General features: G+C 46.7%; 23 protein-coding genes and 1 pseudogene. 12 read left to right on the forward strand and 12 right to left on the reverse strand.

The genetic code is table 11. The annotated features are described in order from the left end of the window. Positions 1-35 precede the first annotated feature (35 nt). Both Pas1_RS01105 and Pas1_RS01115 read left to right on the forward strand, forming a co-directional pair. Complete coding sequence (locus Pas1_RS01105; RefSeq protein ID WP_112202882.1) at positions 36-1,220, forward strand: ribonucleotide-diphosphate reductase subunit beta; 1,185 nt, start codon at positions 36-38, stop codon at positions 1,218-1,220. A gap of 332 nt (positions 1,221-1,552) precedes the next feature. Continuing rightward, positions 1,553-1,789 carry a hypothetical protein gene (locus Pas1_RS01115; RefSeq protein ID WP_404824870.1) on the forward strand — a complete coding sequence of 79 codons (237 nt, stop codon included), beginning with the start codon at positions 1,553-1,555 and terminating at the stop codon, positions 1,787-1,789. A 192-nt stretch (positions 1,790-1,981) separates the two neighbouring features. On the opposite strand, the gene Pas1_RS01120 is transcribed toward Pas1_RS01115, so the two are convergent. The 7 genes and pseudogenes from Pas1_RS01120 to Pas1_RS01145 all read right to left on the reverse strand — a co-directional run bounded on the left by Pas1_RS01120 (position 1,982) and on the right by Pas1_RS01145 (position 7,593). After that, positions 1,982-2,941, reverse strand: a complete 960-nt coding sequence (locus Pas1_RS01120) for a carbohydrate kinase family protein (RefSeq protein WP_112208772.1) — start codon at positions 2,939-2,941, stop codon at positions 1,982-1,984. A 39-nt stretch (positions 2,942-2,980) separates the two neighbouring features. Further along, positions 2,981-3,475 carry a DUF3426 domain-containing protein gene (locus Pas1_RS09705; RefSeq protein ID WP_252865976.1) on the reverse strand — a complete coding sequence of 165 codons (495 nt, stop codon included), beginning with the start codon at positions 3,473-3,475 and terminating at the stop codon, positions 2,981-2,983. 105 nt (positions 3,476-3,580) lie between these two features. Further along, positions 3,581-4,504: pseudogene (gene prmA, locus Pas1_RS09710) on the reverse strand (50S ribosomal protein L11 methyltransferase); the annotation flags it as partial. 2 nt (positions 4,505-4,506) lie between these two features. Next, positions 4,507-5,871, reverse strand: coding sequence for an acetyl-CoA carboxylase biotin carboxylase subunit (gene accC, locus Pas1_RS01130; RefSeq protein ID WP_112202890.1), 1,365 nt, complete (start codon positions 5,869-5,871; stop codon positions 4,507-4,509). Positions 5,872-5,883: 12 nt separating this feature from the next. Then, the gene (gene accB, locus Pas1_RS01135; protein WP_112202892.1) at positions 5,884-6,354 is read right to left on the reverse strand and encodes an acetyl-CoA carboxylase biotin carboxyl carrier protein; all 471 of its coding nucleotides are present in this window, start codon (positions 6,352-6,354) and stop codon (positions 5,884-5,886) included. 25 nt (positions 6,355-6,379) lie between these two features. Further along, the gene (gene aroQ / locus Pas1_RS01140; protein ID WP_112202894.1) at positions 6,380-6,829 is read right to left on the reverse strand and encodes a type II 3-dehydroquinate dehydratase; all 450 of its coding nucleotides are present in this window, start codon (positions 6,827-6,829) and stop codon (positions 6,380-6,382) included. Between the two features lie 236 nt (positions 6,830-7,065). Then, complete coding sequence (locus Pas1_RS01145; protein ID WP_112202896.1) at positions 7,066-7,593, reverse strand: TlpA family protein disulfide reductase; 528 nt, start codon at positions 7,591-7,593, stop codon at positions 7,066-7,068. Positions 7,594-7,619: 26 nt separating this feature from the next. On the opposite strand from Pas1_RS01145, the gene mpl reads away from it, so the two are divergent. Genes mpl through mtgA form a run of 6 tightly spaced genes read left to right on the forward strand, consistent with a single transcriptional unit; the run spans position 7,620 to position 14,334 of the window. Then, a complete protein-coding gene (gene mpl, locus Pas1_RS01150; protein ID WP_112294242.1) occupies positions 7,620-9,008 on the forward strand; it encodes a UDP-N-acetylmuramate:L-alanyl-gamma-D-glutamyl-meso-diaminopimelate ligase in 1,389 nt (462 codons plus the stop codon). A 42-nt stretch (positions 9,009-9,050) separates the two neighbouring features. Then, the gene (fabG, locus tag Pas1_RS01155) at positions 9,051-9,785 is read left to right on the forward strand and encodes a 3-oxoacyl-ACP reductase FabG (protein ID WP_112202900.1); all 735 of its coding nucleotides are present in this window, start codon (positions 9,051-9,053) and stop codon (positions 9,783-9,785) included. A gap of 2 nt (positions 9,786-9,787) precedes the next feature. Then, positions 9,788-11,797 carry a ribonuclease catalytic domain-containing protein gene (locus Pas1_RS01160; protein WP_112294243.1) on the forward strand — a complete coding sequence of 670 codons (2,010 nt, stop codon included), beginning with the start codon at positions 9,788-9,790 and terminating at the stop codon, positions 11,795-11,797. Beyond that, positions 11,778-12,656, forward strand: coding sequence for an energy transducer TonB (locus Pas1_RS01165; protein WP_225971627.1), 879 nt, complete (start codon positions 11,778-11,780; stop codon positions 12,654-12,656). Before Pas1_RS01160 ends, Pas1_RS01165 begins: the two co-directional genes overlap by 20 nt. Positions 12,657-12,680: 24 nt before the next feature. Continuing rightward, positions 12,681-13,595, forward strand: a complete 915-nt coding sequence (gene aroE / locus Pas1_RS01170; protein WP_112208778.1) for a shikimate dehydrogenase — start codon at positions 12,681-12,683, stop codon at positions 13,593-13,595. Positions 13,596-13,602: 7 nt separating this feature from the next. Beyond that, positions 13,603-14,334: a monofunctional biosynthetic peptidoglycan transglycosylase gene (gene mtgA, locus Pas1_RS01175; RefSeq protein ID WP_112294244.1), complete on the forward strand. Its 732-nt coding sequence runs from the start codon at positions 13,603-13,605 to the stop codon at positions 14,332-14,334. A gap of 1 nt (position 14,335) precedes the next feature. Here mtgA and pyrF read toward each other — a convergent pair whose 3' ends face one another. Beyond that, the gene (pyrF, locus tag Pas1_RS01180) at positions 14,336-15,178 is read right to left on the reverse strand and encodes an orotidine-5'-phosphate decarboxylase (RefSeq protein WP_112202908.1); all 843 of its coding nucleotides are present in this window, start codon (positions 15,176-15,178) and stop codon (positions 14,336-14,338) included. Positions 15,179-15,252: 74 nt separating this feature from the next. Here pyrF and corA point away from each other — a divergent pair, with 74 nt between their 5' ends. Further along, on the forward strand, positions 15,253-16,218 hold the full coding sequence (gene corA / locus Pas1_RS01185) for a magnesium/cobalt transporter CorA (RefSeq protein WP_112202910.1): 966 nt from the start codon (positions 15,253-15,255) through the stop codon (positions 16,216-16,218). On the opposite strand, the gene Pas1_RS01190 is transcribed toward corA, so the two are convergent. Genes Pas1_RS01190 through thiL form a run of 3 tightly spaced genes read right to left on the reverse strand, consistent with a single transcriptional unit; the run spans position 16,219 to position 18,282 of the window. Continuing rightward, positions 16,219-16,698 carry a CinA family protein gene (locus Pas1_RS01190; RefSeq protein WP_112202912.1) on the reverse strand — a complete coding sequence of 160 codons (480 nt, stop codon included), beginning with the start codon at positions 16,696-16,698 and terminating at the stop codon, positions 16,219-16,221. A gap of 1 nt (position 16,699) precedes the next feature. Next, positions 16,700-17,263 (reverse strand): phosphatidylglycerophosphatase A family protein, encoded by a 564-nt coding sequence (locus Pas1_RS01195; RefSeq protein ID WP_112202914.1) that lies wholly within the window; start codon positions 17,261-17,263, stop codon positions 16,700-16,702. After that, entirely contained in the window at positions 17,260-18,282 is a 1,023-nt protein-coding gene (gene thiL, locus Pas1_RS01200) for a thiamine-phosphate kinase (protein WP_112294245.1), read from the reverse strand. The genes Pas1_RS01195 and thiL overlap by 4 nt, the downstream gene beginning before the upstream one ends. Before the next feature lie 84 nt (positions 18,283-18,366). On the opposite strand from thiL, the gene Pas1_RS01205 reads away from it, so the two are divergent. Then, complete coding sequence (locus Pas1_RS01205) at positions 18,367-20,691, forward strand: NADP-dependent malic enzyme (protein ID WP_112208784.1); 2,325 nt, start codon at positions 18,367-18,369, stop codon at positions 20,689-20,691. Between the two features lie 128 nt (positions 20,692-20,819). Continuing rightward, positions 20,820-21,440, forward strand: a complete 621-nt coding sequence (locus tag Pas1_RS09715; RefSeq protein WP_112202920.1) for a barstar family protein — start codon at positions 20,820-20,822, stop codon at positions 21,438-21,440. Between the two features lie 4 nt (positions 21,441-21,444). Here Pas1_RS09715 and Pas1_RS01215 read toward each other — a convergent pair whose 3' ends face one another. Then, a complete protein-coding gene (locus Pas1_RS01215; protein ID WP_112294246.1) occupies positions 21,445-22,188 on the reverse strand; it encodes a 16S rRNA (uracil(1498)-N(3))-methyltransferase in 744 nt (247 codons plus the stop codon). A gap of 44 nt (positions 22,189-22,232) precedes the next feature. Between Pas1_RS01215 and tkt the strand changes: the two genes are divergently transcribed. Then, complete coding sequence (gene tkt / locus Pas1_RS01220; RefSeq protein WP_112294247.1) at positions 22,233-24,224, forward strand: transketolase; 1,992 nt, start codon at positions 22,233-22,235, stop codon at positions 24,222-24,224. Positions 24,225-24,227 lie beyond the last annotated feature (3 nt).

Raw genomic sequence — 24,227 nt, forward strand, 5'->3', positions numbered from 1 at the left:
TATTGACTGACAAGTAAAGAATTGAGGAGAAAATTATGTTGAATTGGGAAGAGGAAGTTGCACCAGCACTCGCAAAAGCCGGTATTGCTCCGCAGCCTGCAGTAGCTGAAGTACAGCGTCCACAGCCAGACCAAGTTGCTATCGCACCGCAGCAAGTTGCGCCAGCACCAGTGCAGGCTGCTTCTTTGCCCGGTGGCGCTTCACTGCGCGTTAATGCCGCAGACAAGCGGGTTATTAATGCCAAGACGGACGTTAATCAGTTGGTTCCATTTAAATATAAGTGGGCTTGGGAAAAGTATTTAGCTGGTTGCGCAAATCACTGGATGCCACAAGAGATCAATATGAACCGCGATATTGCGCTTTGGAAGGATCCTAATGGTCTGACAGAAGATGAGCGTCGCATCATTAAGCGCAATCTTGGTTTCTTTACCACTGCGGATTCTTTGGCTGCAAACAATATTGTTTTGGGCACTTATCGCCACATTACCGCCCCAGAATGCCGCCAGTATCTATTGCGTCAGGCTTTTGAAGAAGCTATTCATACCCACGCCTACCAATATATTGTTGAATCGTTGGGTTTAGATCAGAGCGAAATCTTCAATGCGTATCACGAAATTGATTCGATTCGCGCTAAGGATGAGTTCTTAATCCCCTTTATTGATGTCTTAACGGATCCAAACTTTAAGACCGGCACCTTAGAAAACGACCAAAAATTACTTCGATCGCTGATTGTTTTTGCTTGCGTAATGGAAGGTTTGTTCTTTTATGTTGGTTTTACGCAAATACTTGCAATGGGTCGCCAAAACAAAATGACCGGTGCTGCTGAGCAGTATCAATACATCTTGCGCGACGAGTCGATGCACTGCAATTTTGGTATTGATTTAATTAATCAAATCAAGCTGGAGAACCCGCAGTTATGGACTTCTGCGTTCAAAGATGAGATCAAATCTATCTTTGAAAAAGCAGTCGAATTAGAGTATCGATATGCAGAGGATACGATGCCTCGTGGGGTACTCGGATTGAACGCGCCGATGTTCAAAGGTTACCTCCGATACATCTGTAATCGCAGATGTTTGCAAATAGGACTTGACGCAATGTTCCCAAATGAAGAGAATCCATTTCCATGGATGTCAGAAATGATAGATCTGAAGAAAGAACGAAACTTTTTTGAGACACGCGTTATTGAGTATCAAACCGGTGGTGCGCTAAGTTGGGAGTAGTTCATTAGTAAAAGCGCACAGCCGGCTAAATAGGAGATTAGACGGTTGGATAGTATTCAGAATCAGGTAAACCAGGCGAAATTCCGAAAACCCTTGCTCAAGGGTGTCTGGGCTACTCTCCCTATTTTTTTCACCACATTTAAAAAGCCGTTGTCCTTTGGGGCCACGGCTTTTTTTCCAGGATTCATTAGCGTGCAGCACCAAGCATCAAGCCGTGCGCCGATGAATGGCTCGCTCGCCAGCTCTTTAATGCCGCAAGGTATTACGGAATTGAGTGGTCGGGTCTTCTTAAACGGTAGTTTGTACTAATCCTCACGTGAAGGAGCAATATTATGGCAATCGCCAAGAAAAAAACCGCTGCAAAGAAACCAGCTGCTAAGAAAGTTGCAGCTAAGAAGCGTCCAGCTGCTAAGAAGCGTCCAGCTGCGAAGAAAAAAGTAGCTGCTAAGAAGCGCCCAGCTGCTAAAAAGAAAGTAGCTGCTAAGAAGCGTCCAGCTGCTAAAAAGAAAGTTGCTGCTAAAAAGCGCCCAGCTGCAAAAAAGCGTAAACCAGCTGCAAAAAAAAAGTAAGTAAGCCTGCTGCGAAGAAAAAAGCAGGCTCTGTTAAAAAGCCTGCTGCCAAAAAAGCTGCAGCTTCAACTCCGTTGAATCCTGCTGCTGCTTGGCCCTTCCCAACTGGCACACGTCCATAAGCTTCGGCTTGTTGGTGTGTGAAGTTCCAAGGGGTCTCTAACGAGGCCCCTTTTTTATTGCCTGAAAAAGTTAGAAGCTAAAACCAAACGCCGTTTTGAACTGCGCGCCGATCTCGTCTTTAGAGGGCCTATGGTTTTGTGGCCCTTGGTGGGTAATTTTGATCGAGCCCATCAAGCTGGCTAGCCGGCCAGTAGTCTCCCAGTCCATGCCATTTTCTAAGCCGAAGAGGAGTCCCCCTCTAAATGCATCTCCACATCCAGTTGGGTCAATTAGCTTTGCAGCCGGCACTGGGGGAATAGCAATCTTTTTTCCGCCGGCATAGACATCGGCACCCTCGGCGCCTTTGGTCACAATCAGAGCCTTCACCCGCTCAGCAATTTTGTCTAGGCTCATCCCAGTTCTTTGGGAGAGCATTTCGCCTTCATAGTCATTTACGGCCAAATAGCTGGCTAGCTCGATGAGTTCTAGTAATTCAGGACCGTTGAACATTGGCAAGCCTTGGCCTGGATCAAAAATGAAGGGAATCTGTGCATCAGCCAATTGATGACAGTGCTCCCACATGCCTTGACGACCATCTGGAGCCACAATCCCAATTTTGGCTTGGCCTTTGCCTGTTTGGATGCGCTCATCAACCACTTTGGACACTAAATTGAGATGCGATTCATTCATTGCCCCCGGATGAAAGGCAGTAATTTGATTATTGGATTGATCGGTCGTGATCATTGCCTGCGCGGTAAAGGCATCATCAATTTGGCGAATATGGGTTTGATCAATCTTCAGGGCATGAAGATGATTGAGGTAGGGAGTAGCATCGCCGCCGACCGTAGCCATGATGATGGGATCGCCACCCAGAAGATGCAAGTTGTAGGCAATATTGCCAGCACAGCCCCCAAATTCACGGCGCATGGTGGGAACTAAAAAGGCCACATTGAGGATATGAATTTGCTCGGGAAGAATTTGATCGGCAAATTTACCTTCAAAGTTCATGATGGTGTCGTAGGCGACTGAGCCGCAAATCAAGCTGGCCATAGGGGTGTTCCGTTCAAGAGAGTAGGTGGGATAAAAAAATTAGTGAGAAGGATAAAACAGCCGAACACGGTAACCTGCCACTTGATCGGCTAGGGTAATTACTAGTTCAGCATGAATACTTTCTAAAGCAGGTGCACCACTGCGCAAAAAGTCTGGGTGAAGTTCTTGAAACTGTGAAGGGATCCATTCAGCAGGCGAAAAGGTGATCGTTTGAATGACAGATTCTTCTGCATCAGTCAAAGAAACTTCCAAACTGGGCCATAAAACAGCAAGAGCGAGACGATTTTGTATATCTACTTGCAGAATAGATTGCTTAGAGGGATTTTGAAGGCCTTCTTGAGCCTTGTTGAGTGCAAGGCTTGCCGCAGTGATCTTCCATGTAGAAAAATCGCTTACAGGGCGATCTACGCAGCCTAAGGCACTGCATAATTTGCGATCAATTTGTTGCAGCACAAAAAAAGCGCGCTGTGAAAACCTATTTGAGTTGTTATCTGAGAAGGGCGCGAGGGTTGGAAGTAAAGTTTGTCTGAACATATGCTCACCTAACAAGAGAACCAAGACCCAAAACAGGACGAGCAAGACCGGTTTTACTTTTTTCTTAATGCCGACTAAAGAATAATCTCGTGATTTGTTTGGCAGGGTTCCCTGTAAGCAAACCCATCCTTCACTTTCTTGCCAAATCGACAACTCGAGCCATTGGCGGTAGGTAGCAATGACTTCTTCTGCCTGTCGTGCCAAAACACCAGACAAAACAATTTGACCGCCTGGCCGAATTTTATTGACTAAGGCTGGCGCCAGAACCTGGAGTGGATTAGCCAAGATATTGGCCATCACGATGTCGTACTTGGTCTCAGGTGCGAGTTCAATAGCACCCTCATTGGGGAGAATAAATTGAATCTCAACCTGATTGATCTGGGCATTGCTCTGTGCAGCAACAATGGCTTGTGGATCAATATCAGTACCAACTACTGCAGTACAGCCGAGTTTTGCAGCAGCGATCGCCAAAATACCAGAACCGCACCCGTAATCCAGTAAGGTCTGATCGCGCAATTGGGTGTGCTGCTCTAGCCAGAGTAAACACAGATGGGTGGTCGGATGACTGCCTGTGCCAAAAGCCAGGCCCGGATCTACGGCAAGGCAAATTGCTTCTGGATCATTCGATGGTGCATCATGCCAAGAAGGAACTACCCAAATGCGTTTACCGATCTGAATCGGCGCAAATTGACTTTGCGTTAAACGTACCCAATCCTGTTCTTCAACACGCTGCTCTTCTGGAGCTTGAATCTCAAAACCCAGATCCTTTAGAGAAGCCATTAAGTTGCTGATGAAATCTGGCGCGTCTGATTGATCAATTTCAGGATTGAAGAGTACAGTAACAGATGAGCGATCCCATGCCTGCACTTCGGGAGAGAGGCCAGGCTCGCCATAGAGTGGGTTTTCATCATAGCCACCAGCTGCGTCATCCTCGACGGTGACAGAGAGTGCGCCAAGCTCTAGAAGTGCATCCCCTAGAGGCTCTGCAATTTCAGCAACGACCGTGAAAATAAGTTCACGATAGGCCATATTTACGCTTTACCGCGACTGGCAGCTTGTTCTTCCAAGCGGTGCTCGAGGTAATGGATACTCGTGCCGCCTTCAATGAAGTTCGGATCGAGCATCAGCTCTCGATGAAGCGGGACGTTGGTTGTAATTCCGTCTATCACCATTTCTGAGAGCGCAATTTGCATACGACGAATCGCTTGTTCGCGAGTAACGCCATAAGAAATCAGTTTGCCAATCATGGAGTCATAGTGCGATGGCACCATGTAGCCGCTGTAAGCATGGGAATCAACCCGAATACCAGGACCGCCAGGCATATGCCAAGACTGAATCCGACCAGGGCTTGGGGTGAACTTGAAGGGATCTTCAGCATTAATTCGACACTCGATAGCATGCCCACGAAAGACGATGTCTTTTTGACGGTAGGCTAATTTGAGGCCTGCAGCAATCCGAATCTGTTCTTGGACAATATCCACACCTGTAATCATTTCAGTTACAGGATGTTCAACTTGAACACGCGTGTTCATCTCAATAAAGAAAAACTCTCCATCTTCATAGAGAAATTCGAAGGTGCCTGCACCGCGATAGCCAATTTTCCTGCAGGCTTCTGCACAACGCTCACCAATCTTCGCAATTAGGCGACGATCAATTCCTGGTGCTGGTGCTTCCTCAATCACTTTTTGGTGACGACGCTGCATAGAGCAATCGCGTTCACCGAGCCAGATTGCGTTGCCATGAGTATCGGCGAGTACTTGAATTTCAACATGGCGTGGTTTTTCTAAAAACTTTTCCATGTAGACCTCGGGATTACCAAAGGCGCGACCCGCTTCTTCACGCGTCATGTTGACAGCATTAATCAGGGCTGCTTCAGTATGAACTACGCGCATGCCACGGCCACCACCACCACCGGCTGCTTTGATGATGACAGGATAGCCAACCCGTTTCGCTGTAGCAATAATTTCTTTGGGGTCATCAGGCAGCGCACCTTCTGAACCTGGCACGCAAGGAACACCTGCTTTGATCATCGCGCGCTTCGCTGAAACTTTATCGCCCATCAGCCGAATCGATTCTGCCTTAGGCCCAATGAACGCAAAGCCTGATTTCTCAACACGTTCTGCAAAGTCGGCATTCTCAGAAAGAAATCCATATCCTGGGTGAATCGCTTCAGCATCAGTTACCTCAGCCGCAGAAATAATCGCCGGCATGCTCAAGTAGCTTAAGGGAGATGGTGGAGGCCCAATACAAACAGCTTCATCAGCGAGCTTTACATACTTTGCTTCTTTGTCTGCGGTGGAGTAGACCACTACCGTTTTAATGCCTAATTCACGACAGGCGCGTTGAATACGAAGGGCGATCTCACCCCGATTGGCAATCAGAATCTTATCGAACATGGAGGCCTAGAGTTAAGCAATGACGAAGAGAGGTTGATCAAACTCAACACCCTGGCCGTTTTCACAAAGAATTTGTTTAATGACGCCGGCTTTTTCAGCTTCGATCTCATTAAGTAATTTCATCGCTTCGATGATGCAAAGCGTTTGTCCTACAGCCACTGTGTCACCTACTTTTACAAAATCAGGAGACTCGGGGTTTGGCGCTCTATAGAAAGTACCAACCATGGGGGAGTGCACTGTAAACCCAGCTTCTACAACAGCAACTTGAGCAATCGGCTCGGCACTGATTGCAGCAGCAGACGCTGGAGTTGACGACATATTTTGCATAGGCGTGGGGTTTGCATAGACCACCTGCCCACTGCCAACATTGGATGTTCCAGCGTTCACAATGCGAACACGATCTTCGCCCTCATTCACCTCCAACTCCGAGATGCCAGATTCGGCAACAAGGTCGATCAGGGTTTTGAGTTTTCTAAGATCCATGGTTTACCCCTTTTAAATTCAATTATTATTTTTGTATGCGGGCAATTGCCGCTGCCATTGCTAATTCGTAGCCAAGCGCACCAAGACCACAAATCACGCCGGTGGCTATATCGGATAAATAAGAATGCTTACGAAATTCTTCGCGCTGGTGAATATTCGAAAGATGGACTTCAATAAATGGAATGGCAACTCCTGCCAAGACATCCCGAAGTGCAACGCTCGTATGGGTAAAAGCACCGGGGTTAATGATGATGAAATCAACGCTCTCTTGTTTGGCTTTCTGAATCCGATCAATCAGTTCACCCTCATGGTTGCTTTGATAGGTATCCAGATTTACAGAGTGGCTATTGGCTAGTTGTCCAAGCTTTTGGTGGATATCTTCTAGGGTTGTTTTGCCGTATACCTCTGGCTCGCGGGTGCCCAGTAGATTGAGGTTGGGACCTTGAACTACCAGAATTGAGGGATTTTTTGACATAGATAGGTATTTTTAAGCGCTTTTGTTATCAGTTGAATAATTTGGCTTTTGGCAAAAAGGCTGATTTAAAGGGTTTTGAGGCCACTAAAGACGAGATCAGTATACCCCTTGAATGGGCTAAAAAGCATTCTTTTGGCTATGAATGACCCTAATATAAGGGGTATTTTTGCCTAAAAAATAGGCAAAATAGGATCAATTAATCAATATTCAAATTTATTAACTACGTCTAAGATAGCTTATAAATTAGCCTTAATGATGCTTCTTAGCTCATCTTCGCTTATTTTTCCTAATTTGCTGCTAACCGCTTTACCTTGAGAATTGATCACAACGGTAAAGGGAAGAGCCCCTTGAGTATTGCCCATCTCTTTGCTGATATTGCTGCCATCTATTCCACCAATTACGATCGGATAAGCAACTGGGGTTTTTTTAAGGAATTCACGAATGTTAGAGGGTGAATCGATACCGATACCGACAAATAGGACATTTTGTTGCTTAAACTCGGTTTGAAGGCGGCTTAAAGCCGGCATTTCTTCAACGCAGGGAGGGCACCAGGAAGCCCAAAAGTTGACTACCAAGAGCTTGCCTTGCCAATTGGCACTGTTGGCCGGCTTGCCATCAGGATCTTGCCAATCATGTCCCAAAAAATGCTCAATAGCGACCTCACTGGCTAGCTGGGGTTGGTTGATCCAGTGCGAGCTGAATACTCCAGCGAGGAGGGCAAAAAAACCAATTGCGATGATAGTGAGCCACTGTCTGCGATTCATTACTAGTCCTTAGCTAAAATTCCCCAATGCATATTCATATCTTAGGCATTTGCGGCACCTTCATGGGCGGCATTGCTGCTATCGCCAGGCAGGCAGGCCATCGTGTCACCGGATGTGATTTGAACGTCTATCCACCAATGAGTACCCAGTTAGAGGCACAGGGTATTGCGTTGATAGAAGGATACTCCCCTGAGCAATTATCTCAGTTTGAAACCATGCCCGATCTATTTGTAATTGGCAATGTGGTTTCTCGTGGCAATCCCTTGATGGAGGCGATTTTAAATCAGGGCCTACCTTATATTTCAGGCCCACAGTGGTTAGGCGAACAAGTTTTGTATGGCCGTCATGTTTTAGCAGTTGCGGGCACCCATGGAAAAACCACAACGTCCGCCATGTTGACTTGGATTTTGGAATACAACAATTACAAACCAGGCTACTTAATTGGTGGAGTGCCGCTGAACTTTACGGTATCAGCACGTTTAGGTGAAAGCCAATATTTTGTCATTGAAGCGGATGAATACGACACAGCATTTTTTGATAAACGCAGTAAGTTTGTCCACTATCGACCACGCACAGCCATTCTCAATAATTTGGAATTTGATCACGCTGATATCTTTGCCGATCTAGCCGCAATCGAAACTCAGTTTCATCACCTTGTGAGAACGGTTCCTAGTAATGGTTTGGTTGTCGTTAATGGCGAAGAGCCTGCATTAGAGCGTGTGATTGCTCGAGGAGCTTGGGCTCCAGTAGAAACTTTCGGCCAAGATCCTCAAAATACTTGGGGATTAGTTTCTTTGTCGGGCGACGATTTCATTGTTTTGTACTCAGGTAAAGAAGTGGCGACAGTCAGATGGGCAAAAGATTCTGGCGTGATGGGGCGGCACAACCAGTTGAATGCGCTAGCGGCGATAGCGGCTGCAAATCACATTGGTATCACTCCAGCAGAGGCCGCAAAAGCCTTGGGTGAATTTAAAAATGTGAAGCGTCGCTTAGAGACCGTTGGCGTTAAAAATCAAATCACCGTCTATGATGATTTCGCCCATCACCCCACTGCAATTGCTACTACCCTCGATGGTTTGCGTCGCCGAGTTGGAGATGCCAGAATCTTAGCGGTACTTGAACCTCGCTCTAACACGATGAAGCTAGGTGTGATGAAGGCACAGCTACCTGCTAGTTTAGAAAAGGCTAACTTGATTTTTGCCTATGGCGCACATTCTGGGAAAGAGAGCTTGGGTTGGGATTTAGCAGAAGTCCTATCGCCCTTGAATGAACAGTCAGCGAGGGCTCAGGCACATGATGACTTAGATGTTCTAGTAAATGCAATCACTAAAGAAGCAAAGCCGGGAGATCATATTTTGGTAATGAGTAATGGCGGCTTTGGTGGAGTGCACCAAAAGATTTTGCAAGCACTATAAATCTATTTAAATGAAGTCTTAGGTTAAGAAAAGAAGATCCATATGGGTGAAAGACTAAAAGATAAAGTAGCCATCATTACTGGTGCCGCTAAGGGAATTGGTTTTGCTACAGCAAAGCGTTTTGCGGAGGAGGGCGCTAAGGTCATGATTGCTGATATCAGTATGGAAGCAGTCAAGACAGCTGCTGCCCAGATTCCGAATGCGGAAGCTTTTGTAGTGAATGTGACTGATCGGGCGAGTATTCAGATAGCACTCGACCAAATTCTTGAGCGTCATGGACAGATCGATATTTTGATCAATAACGCTGGCATTACACAAGACGCAAGATTAATCAAAATGACCGAGGCTCAGTTTGATGCCGTTATTGATGTCAATTTGAAGGGTGTTTTTAATTGCACTCAACTCGTTGTGCCGCATATGTTGGAAAAAGGTAAGGGCGCTGTTGTCAATGCCTCAAGCGTAGTTGGTATCTATGGAAATTTTGGGCAAACCAATTACTCAGCAACGAAGTTTGGAGTGATTGGATTTACAAAGACCTGGGCTCGGGAACTCGGCGCTAAAGGCATTCGGGTGAACGCAGTTTGTCCTGGTTTTATCTCAACCGAGATGGTCAAAGCGATGCCAGACAATATCCTCCAAGATATCGAAAAGCGGAGTTGGTTGGGGCGTTTGGGTACGCCAGAGGAAATGGCAAACGTCTATTTATTCTTGGCAAGCGATGAAGCTAGTTATGTCAATGGCGTGGCACTCGAAGCCAGCGGCGGAATTTCCCTATAAACATGCATCTCTTATTCGAAGAGAGTGGCGATCTCAAGATTGCCACTACGCAATCTGCCAGTGGTGTTGGAGATGCAGAATCCTGGCAAGCTACGACGCTCTCGGGTAAAAAAATTAAACTCAAGGCAAAAGAAGTTTGGCTGCGTTTTGAAAATTCTGATGCGCATGCAGTCATGACTCAAGCCAATGCGTTATCCGCAGGGATTGATTTGCAACTATTATGGGACTGCGCCCCTGATGAAGAGTTTGGCTTGGTTGATGTATCTCAAGAATATTTTGGAGATCAGGCTAGCATTGAACAGCAAGTGGCTTTAGGCCTCGCATTACAAGGCGCCCCGGTATTTTTTCGGCGCAAAGGGCGTGGACGTTTTCAGCGTGCACCTTTAGAACAACTGCAAGCCGGCTTAGCGGCCATGGAGCGCAAGCAAAAAGAATTAGAGCAACAACAAGCTTGGCAACAAGAGCTGATTGCCGGCCAATTTCCAGCAACTTTGCGCTCCATCAGAAAGCAATTGCTATTTAATCCTGATAAAAATACCAGTGCCTATAAGGCGCTCCAAGCCGCATGTTCGGAGACTGGCGAGTCAGCAGCTCAATTGATGATTCGTTGTGGAGCTATTGATTCTCCACTGGCCTTTCATCAAGAAATGTTTCTCAAGACCCATTTTCCTCAAGGTGCTGAGCATCATGAGCAAACTGGAATTGACCAAGCTTTGTGTGACATTCGTTTTGCTGAATTGCCGGTACCGCAGGTTAAAGCATTCTCGATTGATGACTCTGGCACTACTGAGATTGATGATGCTCTATCTGTTACGCCATTGGAAGGCGGTGGTCACCGCATCGGTATCCATATTGCAGCTCCTGGATTGGTGATTGCAAAAGATGATCCAGTCGATTTGGTAGCACGTCATCGTATGTCGACGGTCTATTTCCCCGGTGACAAGATGACGATGTTGCCCGATTCCATCATTACGCAATTCTCCTTAGATGAAGGTGGAGAGCGGGCAGCGCTTTCTATGTATGTCGATCTCGATGCGGACAATAAATTACAAGAAGATACTTTAGAGATTCGAGCAGAGCGGGTGCCTATTCTTGCTAACTTACGTCTAGAAGATCTTGAGCACCTAGTTACTGAAGAAGCCTTTGCAAATAAAGAGGTATTTCCATTTCATGAAGAGTTGGCCATCTTGTGGAAAGGAGCCCAGCATTTGCATGCTGCACGCCAAGAGCGGCGCGTCGCTAATGGCTTGCGCGCTGAACAATTGGGCCTGGTAGATCCCAATGCACTCGCTAGAGATTTCTATTTTGAGATTGAAGAGCGCTCTGGTGACCAGTTTGTTGAGATCGTGCCACGTCAGCGCGGCTCGATCTTGGATACGATTGTTGCTGAGTGGATGATCTTTTGTAACAGTAGCGCTGGACATTTGCTATCAGAGCATGGCTTGCCAGGTTTATTTCGTACCCAAAAGGGTTGGGGACCATTACGGACGCGGATGCAAACCACCCCTGGGCCTCATGAAGGCTTAGGCTTGGATTACTACGCTTGGTCAACCTCACCCCTGCGCCGCTATTCTGATTTAGTCAACCAATGGCAATTGATTGCCCTGGCTAAACATGGCGTAACCGCCAAGATGGTAGCTCCTTTTTCTTCAAAGGATGCTAGCTTGATGGGGATCGCTGCTGACTTTGAGACCTGTTACCAAGCTTACGGAGAGTTTCAGGATCGCTTAGAAAAATATTGGTGTCTACGTTGGCTACAACAGCAAGGTCTACCCAAAACAGTTTTTGTACGACACCTCAAAGAGGGGATGTCTCGTCTTGAAGCAGTCCCTCTGCACATTGCTATTCCTGAGTTAGCAACACACCCCCGCATGACGAGAGCAGAAGTGGAGATTACCGATTTAGATCTATTGCAGCTGAGTGCAAGTGCCCGGGTATTACATGTTGAATCTGAACCAGCCCCAGTTGAGGTGGCACCTGAGCGTGGTGAGGATGATGCAAGCGCTGCGTAGACCTGCTTGGCCTCAGCTCGGACGAGCCCAAACACTATTTGAGAAAGCATGGCGACGCCATCCTTTGGGACTAGCGATTTGTATCTCCTTAGTCATTCATCTCATCTTCTTATCATTTCGCTGGGGTTTGGGAGAGATTCAAAGTCGTAGACTCAATACGCCATTGAGTGTGGTTCTAGTCAATGCAGCGAGCCATACTAAAACGCCAGAGGCAAGTAAATTGGCGCAAGTCGATTTGCAAGGCGGTGGGTCTAGTACGGATCAGGACGCAACTGCATTACATCGTGCACGCTTGGGTACCGAGGCACGCCTAGAGGTATTAGAGAAGCAGCAAAAGCAAATGCTAGCGAAACTAGAGGCCGAGCGATTAAAGTCTGGTGGTCAAAAAAGTGGTGAGGCACAGCATGCTTTGCCTCAGCTCAATTCTTTGGAAGCCGAGTTATCAAAACGTCTTCAAACTGAAGGGCGTGGTATGCGTCATAAAGTCATGACTAGCACTACTACGAAATCGGTCGTATTTGCCCAGTATTACGATGCTATGCGACAAAAGATTGAGGCCTATGGCAGCACTTTCTTCCCTCGAGCAAACGGGCACCCCCTATATGGCAGCCTTATCATCGTCGTAAGCGTGGATTCTCAGGGGCGAATCATCAATAATCCTCAGGGAAAGGATGGTTTAAGTATTGGTCGTAGCTCTGGAAACCCGGAGCTAGATCGGCAAGCGCTGGCGATTGTCCGAGCATCTGCCCCCTTTGGCATGTTCCCTGAGCCGATGCAAAAGCAGATTGATATTTTGGATTGGATTGCAAGCTTTGATTTCACTCGCGATGGTACTGATCGACTAGAGTTGCGTCATTAGCAAATTCGCTTATGCTGTAGTCAGATGAGCACGAATCACACACCAGCCCCTATGCATTTAGATACCGACCCTAGCCAGTTTTCAGGATTGGATGTCTATGCTGTTGTCGGCCACCCCATATCCCATAGTAAGTCCCCACAAATTCACACCCAATTTGCCCAGCAATCCAAACAAGCGATTCACTACGGATATCTTGAAGCGCCCCTAGACGGTTTTATACAAACTGCAAAAGCATTTTTTACTGCGGGTGGGAAGGGCTTAAATGTCACAGTCCCCTTTAAGCTAGACGCAAAAGTGTTTGCAGATATTCTCACGCCAAGAGCCGAACTAGCAGGTGCAGTAAATACTTTGTGGCTTCAATCCGGAAAGATTCATGGGGACAATACTGATGGTGCAGGCTTAGTCAGAGATTTGTTGGCACAGGGCATTCGTTTGCAGGATGCACGTATTCTGTTGGTTGGTGCAGGTGGTGCTGCACGAGGTGTTTTGGGGCCGCTCTTAGATCAAAAGCCACAAGCTCTGGTGATCGCCAACCGCTCCCCTGATAAAGCGCAAGACTTAGGCAAGCTCTTTGCAGAAAAAGCAAAAATGCAGAATGTTGATTTGTTAATTCGTTCTTTAGATGAACTTGAGAACTCAGCCATCACAAATACTCCTTTTGATTTGGTCGTCAATGCCAGTGCTGCTGGTTTAACAGATGAATCCCCACTAAGCGATCAAGCTGCTACCAATATCTTTACGCCCGCTAGCTTCGCCTACGATATGGTCTATGGCAAAAGTACGCCCTTAATGAAGCAGGCCATCTATTGTGGCGCGCGGGTGAGTGATGGTTTGGGTATGCTGGTAGAGCAGGCTGCTGATGCTTTCTTGATCTGGCGCGGATCTGATTTGAGTGCGCAGATTCATCCTCGCTCAGTCTTAGCTCAACTTCGCTCTTGATGCTGTAATGCGTTGGTTGGGTTATCTTGCAAAATGTTTGCTCAGCGGCTTGCTTGCTATGCAAATTTATTTTGTGCTGCAGATCGGTTTATGGTCTTGGTTTAATCCTGGTGATACCGCCTTTGAGAGAGCGGAGCACTGGCGCTTATGCGGCTTGCATTGGTCTTGCCCATTTCATTCCTATTGGGTTCCTTATCAACAGATCTCTCCCAATCTGAAGCGGGCCGTGCTCGTGAGTGAGGACGATATCTTTTTTCAGCACCATGGTGTACGTGTAGAGGATATGGAAAAGGCTTGGGAAAAGAATCAACAGAAAAAAGGTCAATCTAAGACAGCTCTACGAGGTGGCTCAACTATCACTCAGCAACTAGCCAAGAATTTATTTTTATCGTCTGAGCAGGATTACCTGCGTAAAGGCCAAGAGCTTCTGATTACTGCTTATTTAGAACTCATTCTTCCAAAACAAAGATTATTTGAGATTTATCTCAACTCTGTGGAGTGGGGTGAAGGCATCTTCGGAATTGGCGCAGCAAGTCAACATTATTTCTCGACGAGTCCTGCTGCTTTATCCCGCGAGGAAGCTGCAGCCTTAGCATCAGCCCTACCAGCGCCAAAGTGTTTTGATAAGGCGCAATTTTGTCGGAGAGGCAGTATTGATTACGCTGCCCGCCAAGAATTTATTCTCGGGAGTATGGATCGGATTGCTCTAGCACCAATCTCTAAAAGCAACTCTCGCTAGTTCACTTCGCGGCAGCGTTTAGAGCATCCCTTGTAGTCTGGGCAACTTTTCTAGCGGCCTGCGCAAAATCTTCACCACTGCTGGCATACAAAATCGCTCTAGATGAGTTGATGATCATTCCAGTTCCGGGTTTTTGAGCAATACTGCCCGCTTTGACGGTAGCAGCAATGTCACCACCTTGCGCGCCAATCCCCGGAATTAGGAGCGGCATATCACCAACCAGGTTTCTGACCTTAGCAATTTCCTCTGGAAAGGTAGCGCCTACTACTAGACCTAGTTGACCTGAGGCATTCCATTTGCTGGCAGCGAGTTTAGCCACCTCAAGATAGAGTGGTTCACCAGTCGAGCTATTTTTGAGAAATTGCAAATCAGACCCACCCGGATTAGAGGTACGACACAGCACGATCACACCCTTTTGGGTGTAGCGTAAATAGGGTTCAATAGAATCAAAGCCCATATAAGGATTCACGGTCACTGCATCAGCACCATAGCGCTCAAAAGCCTCCATCGCATAATGCTCCGCAGTACTTCCAATATCACCCCGTTTAGCATCCAAAATCACCGGAATATATGGGTATTGTGTCTTGAGGTGACTGATCAGTTTTTTGAGTTGAGTCTCTGCCCCCTGTGAGGCAAAGTAGGCAATTTGGGGCTTGAAGGCGCAGACAAGGTCTGCCGTAGCATCGGCAATTGCTTTGCAAAACTCAAAAATAGGCTCGGGTTTACCTGCCAGGGAGGCGGGGATTCTCTTGGGGTCAGGGTCAAAACCAACACAGAGCATGCTGCCTTGAGAAGCCCATGCAGCTTGGAGTTGCTGGGTAAAGCTAGGGGACTTAGTATTCATCGGCTGAAGCCTTCATTTATCGAAACTGTCATGAGCTATAGGATAAACTAGCGCACATTCCTTAGGAGTTCACCATGATCAACTTGTTCGTCCTGCAAAATGGCCGCCTCTCTCAAGAGCAAGTCGAAGATCGCAATGAATTATTGCAATATACCAACCCTATTTGGATTGACGTAGTTGATCCAGAAGAGGAAGAGCTGCTCTGGATTAAAGAGGCATTTGGTGTCTTGTTACCAGAATTGGATGATTTGGGTGACTTAGAGGCTTCAGCCCGTTATTTTGAGGCCGATGATGGTCATCTTCACATTCGTACGGATTTCTTGTTGGACGAAGAAGAGGTCTCCCGCAACATTCGGGTTGCCTTCGTCCTTACTAAGCAGGTTCTGTTTTCCATTCATGACGAAGATTTGCCTGTCTTTAGATTAGTTCGTTTGCGCGCACGTTTGCGTCCGGGCTCAGTCAGCAATGCTAAAGATGTTCTGCTAGATTTGTATTCAACCGATGCTGAATATTCTGCAGATGCACTAGAAGAGGTCTATGAGAATCTTGAGCGAGCCGGTAAGCAAGTTTTGTCAGATGGTATTAATGACTCTACTGCAGCCTCTGTTCTTGAAACCATCGCTAAAGAAGAAGATACCAACGGCCATATTCGTCGCAATGTGATGGATACTCGACGCGCACTTTCTTTTTTAATGCGCAGTAAATTATTGTCTGATGAGCAGCAAGAAGAGGCACGCCAAATTCTGCGCGACATTGATTCTCTCGAAAACCATACCGCTTTCTTGTTCGATAAGATTAACTTCTTGATGGACGCGACTGTAGGTTTCATTAACTTGAACCAAAGTAAGATCATCAAGATCTTCTCCGTGGTGTCGGTTGCATTGATGCCACCAACTCTATTAGCCAGCATCTGGGGTATGAACTACAAATACATGCCTGAGCTGGATTTAATGTTGGGCTATCCGGCCGCTCTGGGGCTGATGGTGATATCAGCCATTATTCCTTTATGGTATTTCCACCACAAAGGTTGGATGAAGTAATTATTTGAGCAGTGTCAGTAGTTCGGATAAAGCATAAGCACAAGCTTGCTCTCGAATCGCTTGGCGGTCACCAGAAAATAATTGGGTTTTGCAAATTGTAGATTCTGCAACTGACCAAGCAAAGCAGACTGTACCAACGGGTTTTTGTGGTGATCCACCAGTGGGCCCTGCAATACCTGTGATAGCTACGCCCACATTGACCGCAGCATTTCTTTGGGCGCCTTCAGCCATTGCTTTAGCGACTTGCTCACTTACTGCTCCAAAAGAATCAATCGTTTCAGGTGCCACTCCGAGACACTCCGCTTTAGCGACATTGCTATAAGTGACATAGCCTCTCTCAAACCAATCACTTGAACCAGGAAGCTCCGTTAGCGTTGCGCAAACAAGGCCGCCAGTGCAGGATTCTGCAAGAGCGATCTTCCAGGATTTTTGAATCAGGACGAGTGATAACGCTTTTGCTAGGGTAGATGATGAATTCATATTATTTGAGTAAGGTTTGTCCAAGCGCAATAACCAACAGCGTAAAGAAGGCCGCAGCAAGATCATCAACCATGATGCCAAAGCCTTGCCATACATTGGCTCGCAGTGAGTATGTTCCGGAGGGCTGAATAGACTCTTGAATTTTGAAATAGCGATCAATCATCCCAATCGGGCCGGGCTTGATGGCATCAAAAAACCGAAAGAGAATGAATGCAATGGCTTGCAACCAAATTTCTGTCGGCATGATGATCACAAGTACCAGCCAAAAAGCCACAATCTCATCCCACACAATGCCACCAAAATCTTTTTTACCTAACTCTTCACTGACTTGGCCGCAGACCCAACAACCAACTACAAAGCTTAAGGCAATAATCCCCAACCAATCTTGCGAAGAAAAAATATACTGTCCAATATAAAAGACCCCCCAAGCCCAGAGCGTGCCGGCGGTCCCGGGAGCAATAGGACTCAAGCCACTGCCAAAACCAAAAGCGAGGGTGCGACCCGCGGTTTGAAACACCCACTTCAAGGATGGTGAGTTTGTGGGATGTTTGATGGGTAGATTCATGCGAAGTGATCAAATGATTTCATGAATTTTGAGGCAGCTACTGAATTCATTTTGTGACCATCCCAATCGATGAGGGTGATCGTAGATTGAGTGGATGTTGAAGATTGAATTTCACCAATACAGGTCAGAGCCAAGCCCAATTTTTTACTCAAGGCTTTAATTGGCAATTCATTTTGTGCAGATGCGGTGAAGCAGATTTCATAATCGTCACCACCGCAAGCAGCAAATTGATCTTGGATCATTTGGCTCTGTTTGAGCAGAGTTGCAGACTTTGGTAAGTTTTTTAAAAAAACGGTGGCATCCACATGAGAAGCGTTCAAGATATGTTGCAGATCACCTAGCAAGCCGTCTGAGATATCGAGGGCTGCAGTCGCTAAATTTCTTAGCTCGATTCCTAAGGTGATTCTGGGACTGGGTTGGTGTAGACGAGACTCAATGATTTTGAGTTGATCGCTAGATAGTCCTATTTCATGACGCAGTGCAGCAAGAGTAAGTCTTGCATCACCCAGGGTTCCAGAGACCCAAATTTGATCACCTGGCTTAGCGCCTGAGCGTCGAATGGCAGACCCTTTTGGAGTACTTCCGAAAGCGGTAATAGAAATATTGAGGGGACCTTGGCAGGTATCACCTCCAATCAGGGGGCAAGAAAATTCTGTAGCAGCCAAAAACAGGCCTTTGCTAAAGGATTCCAGCCAGGCAGTGTCAGCATGCGGCAGGGCCAGCGCAAGCGTGAAACCTTGGGGCTTAGCGCCCATCGCTGCCAAGTCTGAAAGGTTGACTGCAAGGGCTTTGTAGCCCAGCCACTCAGGGTTAGCATCCCTGAAAAAGTGCCGACCTTCTACCAGCATGTCGCTTGTAATTGCCAGCTCCTCATGAGCCAGAGTGGCTAATAGAGCGCAGTCATCCCCAATTCCGAGGGTGACTGCTGGAGCACCTGATAAATCCATTGCATCCGCTTTGGATTTAAAAAATACCTTAATCAGCTCAAATTCAGAGAGTGGTTTACCAGAAGAAGTCATCCCCCATTTTAGGGTGCTTATAGGTCAGTCATCTAGGAGGAATAGAATTACAGTCTCCCATCTGATTTATTGACGAGTAATTTCATGAGTTCATCTGGCAATACCAAAGAGCAACAAATTGCATCCCTAAGAGAAGCAGCCCTTCACTACCACGAGTTTCCAGTGCCTGGCAAAATTGAAATTGCCCCCACTAAACAACTGACTAATCAACGCGATTTAGCGCTGGCCTATACCCCTGGTGTAGCTGCAGCGTGTGAAGAGATTGCAAAAGATCCTGCTAATGCGTTTCGTTACACTGCACGTGGCAATTTAGTTGGTGTCATCACGAACGGAACTGCAGTTTTAGGTTTAGGCAACATTGGGCCGCTTGCCAGCAAACCCGTGATGGAGGGGAAATCTGTCCTCTTTAAAAAATTTGCCGGTATTGATGTTTTCGATATCGAAGTCAATGAAAACGATCCCGATAAATTAGTTGAGATCATTGCAGCACTCGAGCCTACTTTTGGCGGTATCAACTTAGAAGACATTAAGGCGCCAGACTGCTTCGTAGTGGAGCGCAAACTTCAGGCGCGCATGAAGATCCCGGTCTTTCATGATGACCAGCACGGCACTGCGATCGTAGTTGCCGCCGCGATTATTAATGGTCTCAAGGTGGTTGGCAAAGAAATTGGCAAAGTAAAGTTGGTGACTTCAGGAGCTGGAGCTGCAGCTTTGGCTTGCTTAGATTTATTGGTAGATCTGGGTATTGCTCGTGAAAATATTTGGGTAACCGATTTAGCAGGTGTTGCTTACAAGGGTCGAAAGGAATTAATGGACCCAGAGAAAGAGCCATTCTGCCAAGACACTAAATTAAGAACATTGGCCGAAGCAATTGAAGGCGCTGATATTTTCTTGGGACTCTCTGCTGGCGGTGTTCTCAAACCAGACATGGTGAAAAAAATGGCTGATAAGCCATTAATTTATGCGCTTGCTAATCCCACTCCAGAAATTCTTCCAGAGGAAGTCAAAGCAGTTCGTTCAGATGCCGTGATGGCAACAGGGCGTACCGATTATCCCAATCAGGTAAACAATGTATTGTGCTTTCCATTTATCTTCCGTGGTGCATTGGACGTTGGTGCGACCACGATTACGCGTGGCATGGAAGTCGCAGCAGTCAAGGCAGTAGCTGAGTTGGCGCAGGTGGAGCAAAGCGAGATAGTGACTTCGGTCTATGGCAATGACAATTTATCTTTTGGCCCAGACTATCTCATTCCTAAGCCATTTGATCCCCGCTTAATTACAGTGATTGCACCAGCAGTCGCAAAAGCAGCAATGGATGATGGTGTTGCGCTTCGTCCGATTAAAGACTTTGACGCTTATCGCAATCAGCTGCAGCAATTTGTGTACCACTCTGGTACCTTAATGAAGCCTTTATTCAATATTGCTAAACGGGTTGCGGCAAATCAAAAACGGATTGTCTTTGCTGAAGGTGAAGACGAGCGGGTATTGCGTGCCGTGCAAATCGTGATTGATGAAAATCTGGCAGTGCCGATTTTGATCGGTCGTCCAGAGGTCATTAAATATCGCATTGATAAATTTGGTCTGCGCATGAAAGTGGGCGATGATTTTGAAATTGTTAATCCTGAGAGCGATACTCGTTTTAGAGATTTCTGGCAGACTTATTTGGCGCTCACAGAACGTAAGGGCGTGACACAAAGCTTTGCGAAGTTAGAGATGCGTCGTCGTCACACTTTAATTGGCTCGATCCTCATCAGCAAAGGGATGGCTGATGGCATGATTTGCGGCACTGTTGGCAATTCAGCTACCCATCTCAAGTACATTGATGAAGTGATTGGTCATGAGACTGGTGCGAATGTGTATGGCGCTATGTCGGGCTTAGTGCTGCCAGGTCGCCAAGTATTCTTGGTTGATACCCATATCAACGTTGATCCCAGCGCAGAAGAATTGGCTGAAATTACGATCATGGCTGCTAGCGAGATGCGCAAATTGGGCATTACACCTAAAGTTGCTTTGTTGTCGCATTCGAACTTTGGCTCCAGCAATGCGCCCTCAGCAATCAAGATGCGCGAAGTCTTGGCCTTGATTCAAAAAGCAGATCCCAGTTTAGAAGTGGATGGGGAAATGCATGGCGATAGTGCATTAGACGAGTCTATTCGTTCTAGCGCCGTTACCTCATCTCCACTTAAGGGTGACGCCAATTTATTGGTACTTCCCAATATTGATGCCGCCAATATTTCCTATAACTTACTGAAGACTGCAGCAGGTAATGGCGTCTCAATTGGGCCTCTGCTTTTAGGGGTGGCTAAACCGATTCATATTTTGACTCCCGCAGCTACGGTTCGTAGGATTGTGAATGTGACTGCTTTAACGGTTGTAGAGGCTGCTAGCAACGCCCGTGGGGTCTCATAAACCCGATTAATATATGTAAGTTAGCATTTACTTACATATATTAATCTTATATAAATCAATAACTTATATAAAAAGTACTTAATTCGGGCTTGATTTGATAGCGTGATCGGGGTAACCTAACACCCATCATGAATAATCAACCTGAAAACACCAGTTCAGCAGTCTGGGATGAACATAGTCGGGCTGAAAGTTGGGATAGCTCTGATCGTCTCGAGACTGAATCTTCCGCAGCCAACGTTTATGCCCAAGGCGGTTTATCCCGCTTACAGAACTTTGCAGCTAATCAAGCCTCAGGCAAAAAAGTGACAGCCTCTTGGCGTGCCGCTTTAGCCGTCCGTGATGCCGGACCACCCGCAATGTTACGTAGTGTCCGCACTAATATTGTTCAGTCAATCCGTGCATTTCGCACGCCCGATTTGGCTGAAGCGGCTAGTGAGCTTGGCCAGCATTTCATTTACGCTAACTGCGCAAATGCCATGACTAAAGGTGAAGTTTTAGAAGCGATTGCTAATGCCTATATGTTTACCAAGCAGCAGGCTAAAAACTTCGACCCATTGTTGGATGCATTGACGACCATGGTCGATAAGGCTGGACCTCAACCTGGTTTCGTAGTGGTCTTGGAAGGCTTACCTTGTACTCAGAAGTTTGACAAGGAAGCGCGCGAGACTTTGCTCGATGTGTTCCGTGATGCGGTTGACTTCTGGTCTGAGCGTCGCATCCCTTATCGGGTTTTCTACTCTTTCGCTTAAGCCCCTAGGAGTCTGGGCTCCAGACAGTATTGACGGCCGTAATCGCAACGATTCCGGCCGTTTCTGTTCTCAGAATCCGTTTACCTAAAGAAACGATTTGATAGCCTGCAGCTTGCGCTATAGCTTCCTCTTCAGGTGAATGTCCGCCTTCTGGGCCAATCATCAAAATTACATCTTGTGGCGGATTTTGAGCTAGTACTGACACCATGCTGACAGTAGCATCTGGACTCAATAAGAGTTTAAGACTAGCGGTGGGAGTCTTCAAAAAATCAGCAAAGTTTTGAATGGGCTCTAAGTTAGCTAAAACAGTGCGATCACATTGCTCACAAGCTGCTTGAATAATGGCGTGCCAATGGCTCAGTCGCTTTTGCGCACGCTCTGCATCACTGGAGCGATTTAACTTCATTACTGAGCGTTCACATTGCAGTGGAACAATTCTCTGGACGCCAGTCTCAACAGTTTTTTCTACGATCCAATCCATTTTGTCGCCACCAGCCAGGGCTTGGACCAAAGTAATGGCATAAGGGGTCTCACGATGGATATCAGTTCGGATTGCGCTCAGCTCGACCTCGCCATTTTTTTTCCCCAAGGAGAGCAATTTGGCACTAGCTACTTGGCCCTGTCCATCAAAGACGGGGAAGGTCTCGCCAAGGTCAATCCGCCTCACGCGGAGGTGATGGATGACCTCAGAGTTCAGTGGGGTCGGCTTTTGGGTTTCCCATGGTCCAGGAAGATAAAATTGAGGCATTACTGAAATATAGCCAATTTATTTTCCGAGAGACCCTTTTTACGATGTCAAACCTTCAAATTCGCATGGCTAATGCTATTCGCGCCCTTTCTATGGATGCGGTTCAACAGGCAAACTCAGGGCATCCAGGCATGCCAATGGGTATGGCAGATATTGCCGTTGCTTTGTGGAACGATCATTTGCAACATAACCCAACTGATCCACATTGGATGAATCGTGATCGCTTTGTTTTATCCAATGGCCATGGCTCGATGTTGCTTTACTCTTTGTTGCATCTGACTGGTTATGACTTACCGATTGGCGAATTAAAAAATTTCCGTCAGCTTCATAGCAAAACTGCTGGACATCCAGAATATGGAATTACTCCTGGGGTAGAGACCACCACGGGCCCATTGGGTCAGGGTATTTCTAATGCAGTTGGTATGGCGCTAGCGGAAAAATTATTAGCAGAAGAATTTAATCGTCCTGGTCACGATATCGTCAATCATTACACCTACGTATTTTTGGGTGATGGCTGTTTGATGGAAGGCATTAGCCATGAAGTTTGCTCATTAGCAGGCACACTCAAGTTAAATAAACTCATTGCACTATGGGATGACAATGGTATCTCGATCGATGGCAAGGTCGTTTCTTGGTTTAATGAAGATACTCCCAAGCGTTTTGAAGCTTACGGTTGGAATGTGATTCGTAATGTAGATGGTCACGATGCTGAAGCGGTATCTACAGCAATTGCGCAAGCGAAGAAGACTGATAAGCCTACCTTGATTTGCTGCAAGACTGCGATTGGCCAAGGTGCGCCTAATATGGCTGGCAGCGATAAGGTGCATGGCTCTCCTTTGGGCGCTGATGAAATCGCAGCGACCCGCGTCGCGCTCAACTGGCCTTATGCTCCTTTTGAAATTCCGCAGGATATCTATCAAGCCTGGGACTTTAAGAGACGCGGTCAAGCTCTTGAGCATGAATGGAATAAAGATTTCCAATCCTATAAAGCCAAGTACCCTGAGCTTGCTTCTGAATTCCAGCGTCGTATGCAAGGTGACTTATCAAAAGATTTTAGTAAGACTGTTAAAGAATATCTAGAGCGCTGCCAAGTTAAAGCAGAAACCATTGCGACCCGTAAGGCAAGCCAAAATGCAATTGAAGCTTTAGCGCTTGCCCTCCCAGAATTTATGGGCGGCTCTGCTGATCTCACGGGATCCAACTTAACGAATTGGAGTGCTTGTAAACCGGTTCGAGCAAATCAGTGGGGCAACCATATTAATTATGGTGTGCGCGAATTTGGTATGAGTGCCATCATGAATGGTATCGCTTTGCACGGTGGCTACATTCCATTTGGTGGAACCTTCTTAACTTTCTCAGACTACAGTCGAAATGCCATTCGGATGGCGGCCTTGATGAAGTTACGTAGCATCTTTGTCTTCACTCATGACTCGATCGGTTTAGGTGAGGATGGACCAACACATCAATCTGTTGAGCATGTAGCCAGCCTGCGTTTAATTCCGAATTTGATGGTTTGGCGCCCCTGCGATACCTCTGAGACAGCTGTAGCTTGGGCCTCTGCAGTAGAGCGCAAACATGGCCCTAGTGCCTTAATATTTAGTCGTCAGAATTGTCCCTTTGTTGCTCGAAATGCGCAGCAGATCAAAGATATTGCCCGGGGTGGATATGTGATTCGTGCTTCAAAAGCTAAACCTGATGCAGTCATCATGGCGACCGGTTCTGAAGTGGGCTTAGCCTTGCAAACTGCAGAGCGATTAGAAAAAGAGGGCGTAGCTATTCGGGTGGTATCGATCCCATCAACGACCGTATTTGATCAACAAGATGCTGCGTATAAGGCGAGCGTCTTACCCGCTGGCATTCCTCGTATTGCGGTTGAGGCGGGTGTGAGTGATTTTTGGTGGAAGTACGCTTGTTCAGCTGTACATGGTGTCGATACCTTTGGCGAGTCTGCTCCCGCTGCACAACTATATGAATATTTCGGCTTAACTGTCGATCAGATTGCGAAAACAGTTCGACAAGTGATTAGTCAGCAATAAATA

Source organism: Polynucleobacter paneuropaeus (assembly GCF_003261235.1).
GTDB classification, from domain to species: Bacteria; Pseudomonadota; Gammaproteobacteria; order Burkholderiales; family Burkholderiaceae; genus Polynucleobacter; species Polynucleobacter paneuropaeus.

Excerpts from the sequence above, each read along its gene's own strand:
- Pas1_RS01105 (WP_112202882.1), top strand. The coding sequence starts at position 36 with ATGTTGAATTGGGAAGAGGAAGTTGCACCAGCACTCGCAAAAGCCGGT.
- Pas1_RS01115 (WP_404824870.1), top strand. The coding sequence starts at position 1,553 with ATGGCAATCGCCAAGAAAAAAACCGCTGCAAAGAAACCAGCTGCTAAG.
- Pas1_RS01120 (WP_112208772.1), bottom strand. The coding sequence starts at position 2,941 with ATGGCCAGCTTGATTTGCGGCTCAGTCGCCTACGACACCATCATGAAC.
- Pas1_RS09705 (WP_252865976.1), bottom strand. The coding sequence starts at position 3,475 with ATGTTCAGACAAACTTTACTTCCAACCCTCGCGCCCTTCTCAGATAAC.
- accC (WP_112202890.1), bottom strand. The coding sequence starts at position 5,871 with ATGTTCGATAAGATTCTGATTGCCAATCGGGGTGAGATCGCCCTTCGT.
- accB (WP_112202892.1), bottom strand. The coding sequence starts at position 6,354 with ATGGATCTTAGAAAACTCAAAACCCTGATCGACCTTGTTGCCGAATCT.
- aroQ (WP_112202894.1), bottom strand. The coding sequence starts at position 6,829 with ATGTCAAAAAATCCCTCAATTCTGGTAGTTCAAGGTCCCAACCTCAAT.
- Pas1_RS01145 (WP_112202896.1), bottom strand. The coding sequence starts at position 7,593 with ATGAATCGCAGACAGTGGCTCACTATCATCGCAATTGGTTTTTTTGCC.
- mpl (WP_112294242.1), top strand. The coding sequence starts at position 7,620 with ATGCATATTCATATCTTAGGCATTTGCGGCACCTTCATGGGCGGCATT.
- fabG (WP_112202900.1), top strand. The coding sequence starts at position 9,051 with ATGGGTGAAAGACTAAAAGATAAAGTAGCCATCATTACTGGTGCCGCT.
- Pas1_RS01160 (WP_112294243.1), top strand. The coding sequence starts at position 9,788 with ATGCATCTCTTATTCGAAGAGAGTGGCGATCTCAAGATTGCCACTACG.
- Pas1_RS01165 (WP_225971627.1), top strand. The coding sequence starts at position 11,778 with ATGATGCAAGCGCTGCGTAGACCTGCTTGGCCTCAGCTCGGACGAGCC.
- aroE (WP_112208778.1), top strand. The coding sequence starts at position 12,681 with ATGAGCACGAATCACACACCAGCCCCTATGCATTTAGATACCGACCCT.
- mtgA (WP_112294244.1), top strand. The coding sequence starts at position 13,603 with ATGCGTTGGTTGGGTTATCTTGCAAAATGTTTGCTCAGCGGCTTGCTT.
- pyrF (WP_112202908.1), bottom strand. The coding sequence starts at position 15,178 with ATGAATACTAAGTCCCCTAGCTTTACCCAGCAACTCCAAGCTGCATGG.
- corA (WP_112202910.1), top strand. The coding sequence starts at position 15,253 with ATGATCAACTTGTTCGTCCTGCAAAATGGCCGCCTCTCTCAAGAGCAA.
- Pas1_RS01190 (WP_112202912.1), bottom strand. The coding sequence starts at position 16,698 with ATGAATTCATCATCTACCCTAGCAAAAGCGTTATCACTCGTCCTGATT.
- Pas1_RS01195 (WP_112202914.1), bottom strand. The coding sequence starts at position 17,263 with ATGAATCTACCCATCAAACATCCCACAAACTCACCATCCTTGAAGTGG.
- thiL (WP_112294245.1), bottom strand. The coding sequence starts at position 18,282 with ATGACTTCTTCTGGTAAACCACTCTCTGAATTTGAGCTGATTAAGGTA.
- Pas1_RS01205 (WP_112208784.1), top strand. The coding sequence starts at position 18,367 with ATGAGTTCATCTGGCAATACCAAAGAGCAACAAATTGCATCCCTAAGA.
- Pas1_RS09715 (WP_112202920.1), top strand. The coding sequence starts at position 20,820 with ATGAATAATCAACCTGAAAACACCAGTTCAGCAGTCTGGGATGAACAT.
- Pas1_RS01215 (WP_112294246.1), bottom strand. The coding sequence starts at position 22,188 with ATGCCTCAATTTTATCTTCCTGGACCATGGGAAACCCAAAAGCCGACC.
- tkt (WP_112294247.1), top strand. The coding sequence starts at position 22,233 with ATGTCAAACCTTCAAATTCGCATGGCTAATGCTATTCGCGCCCTTTCT.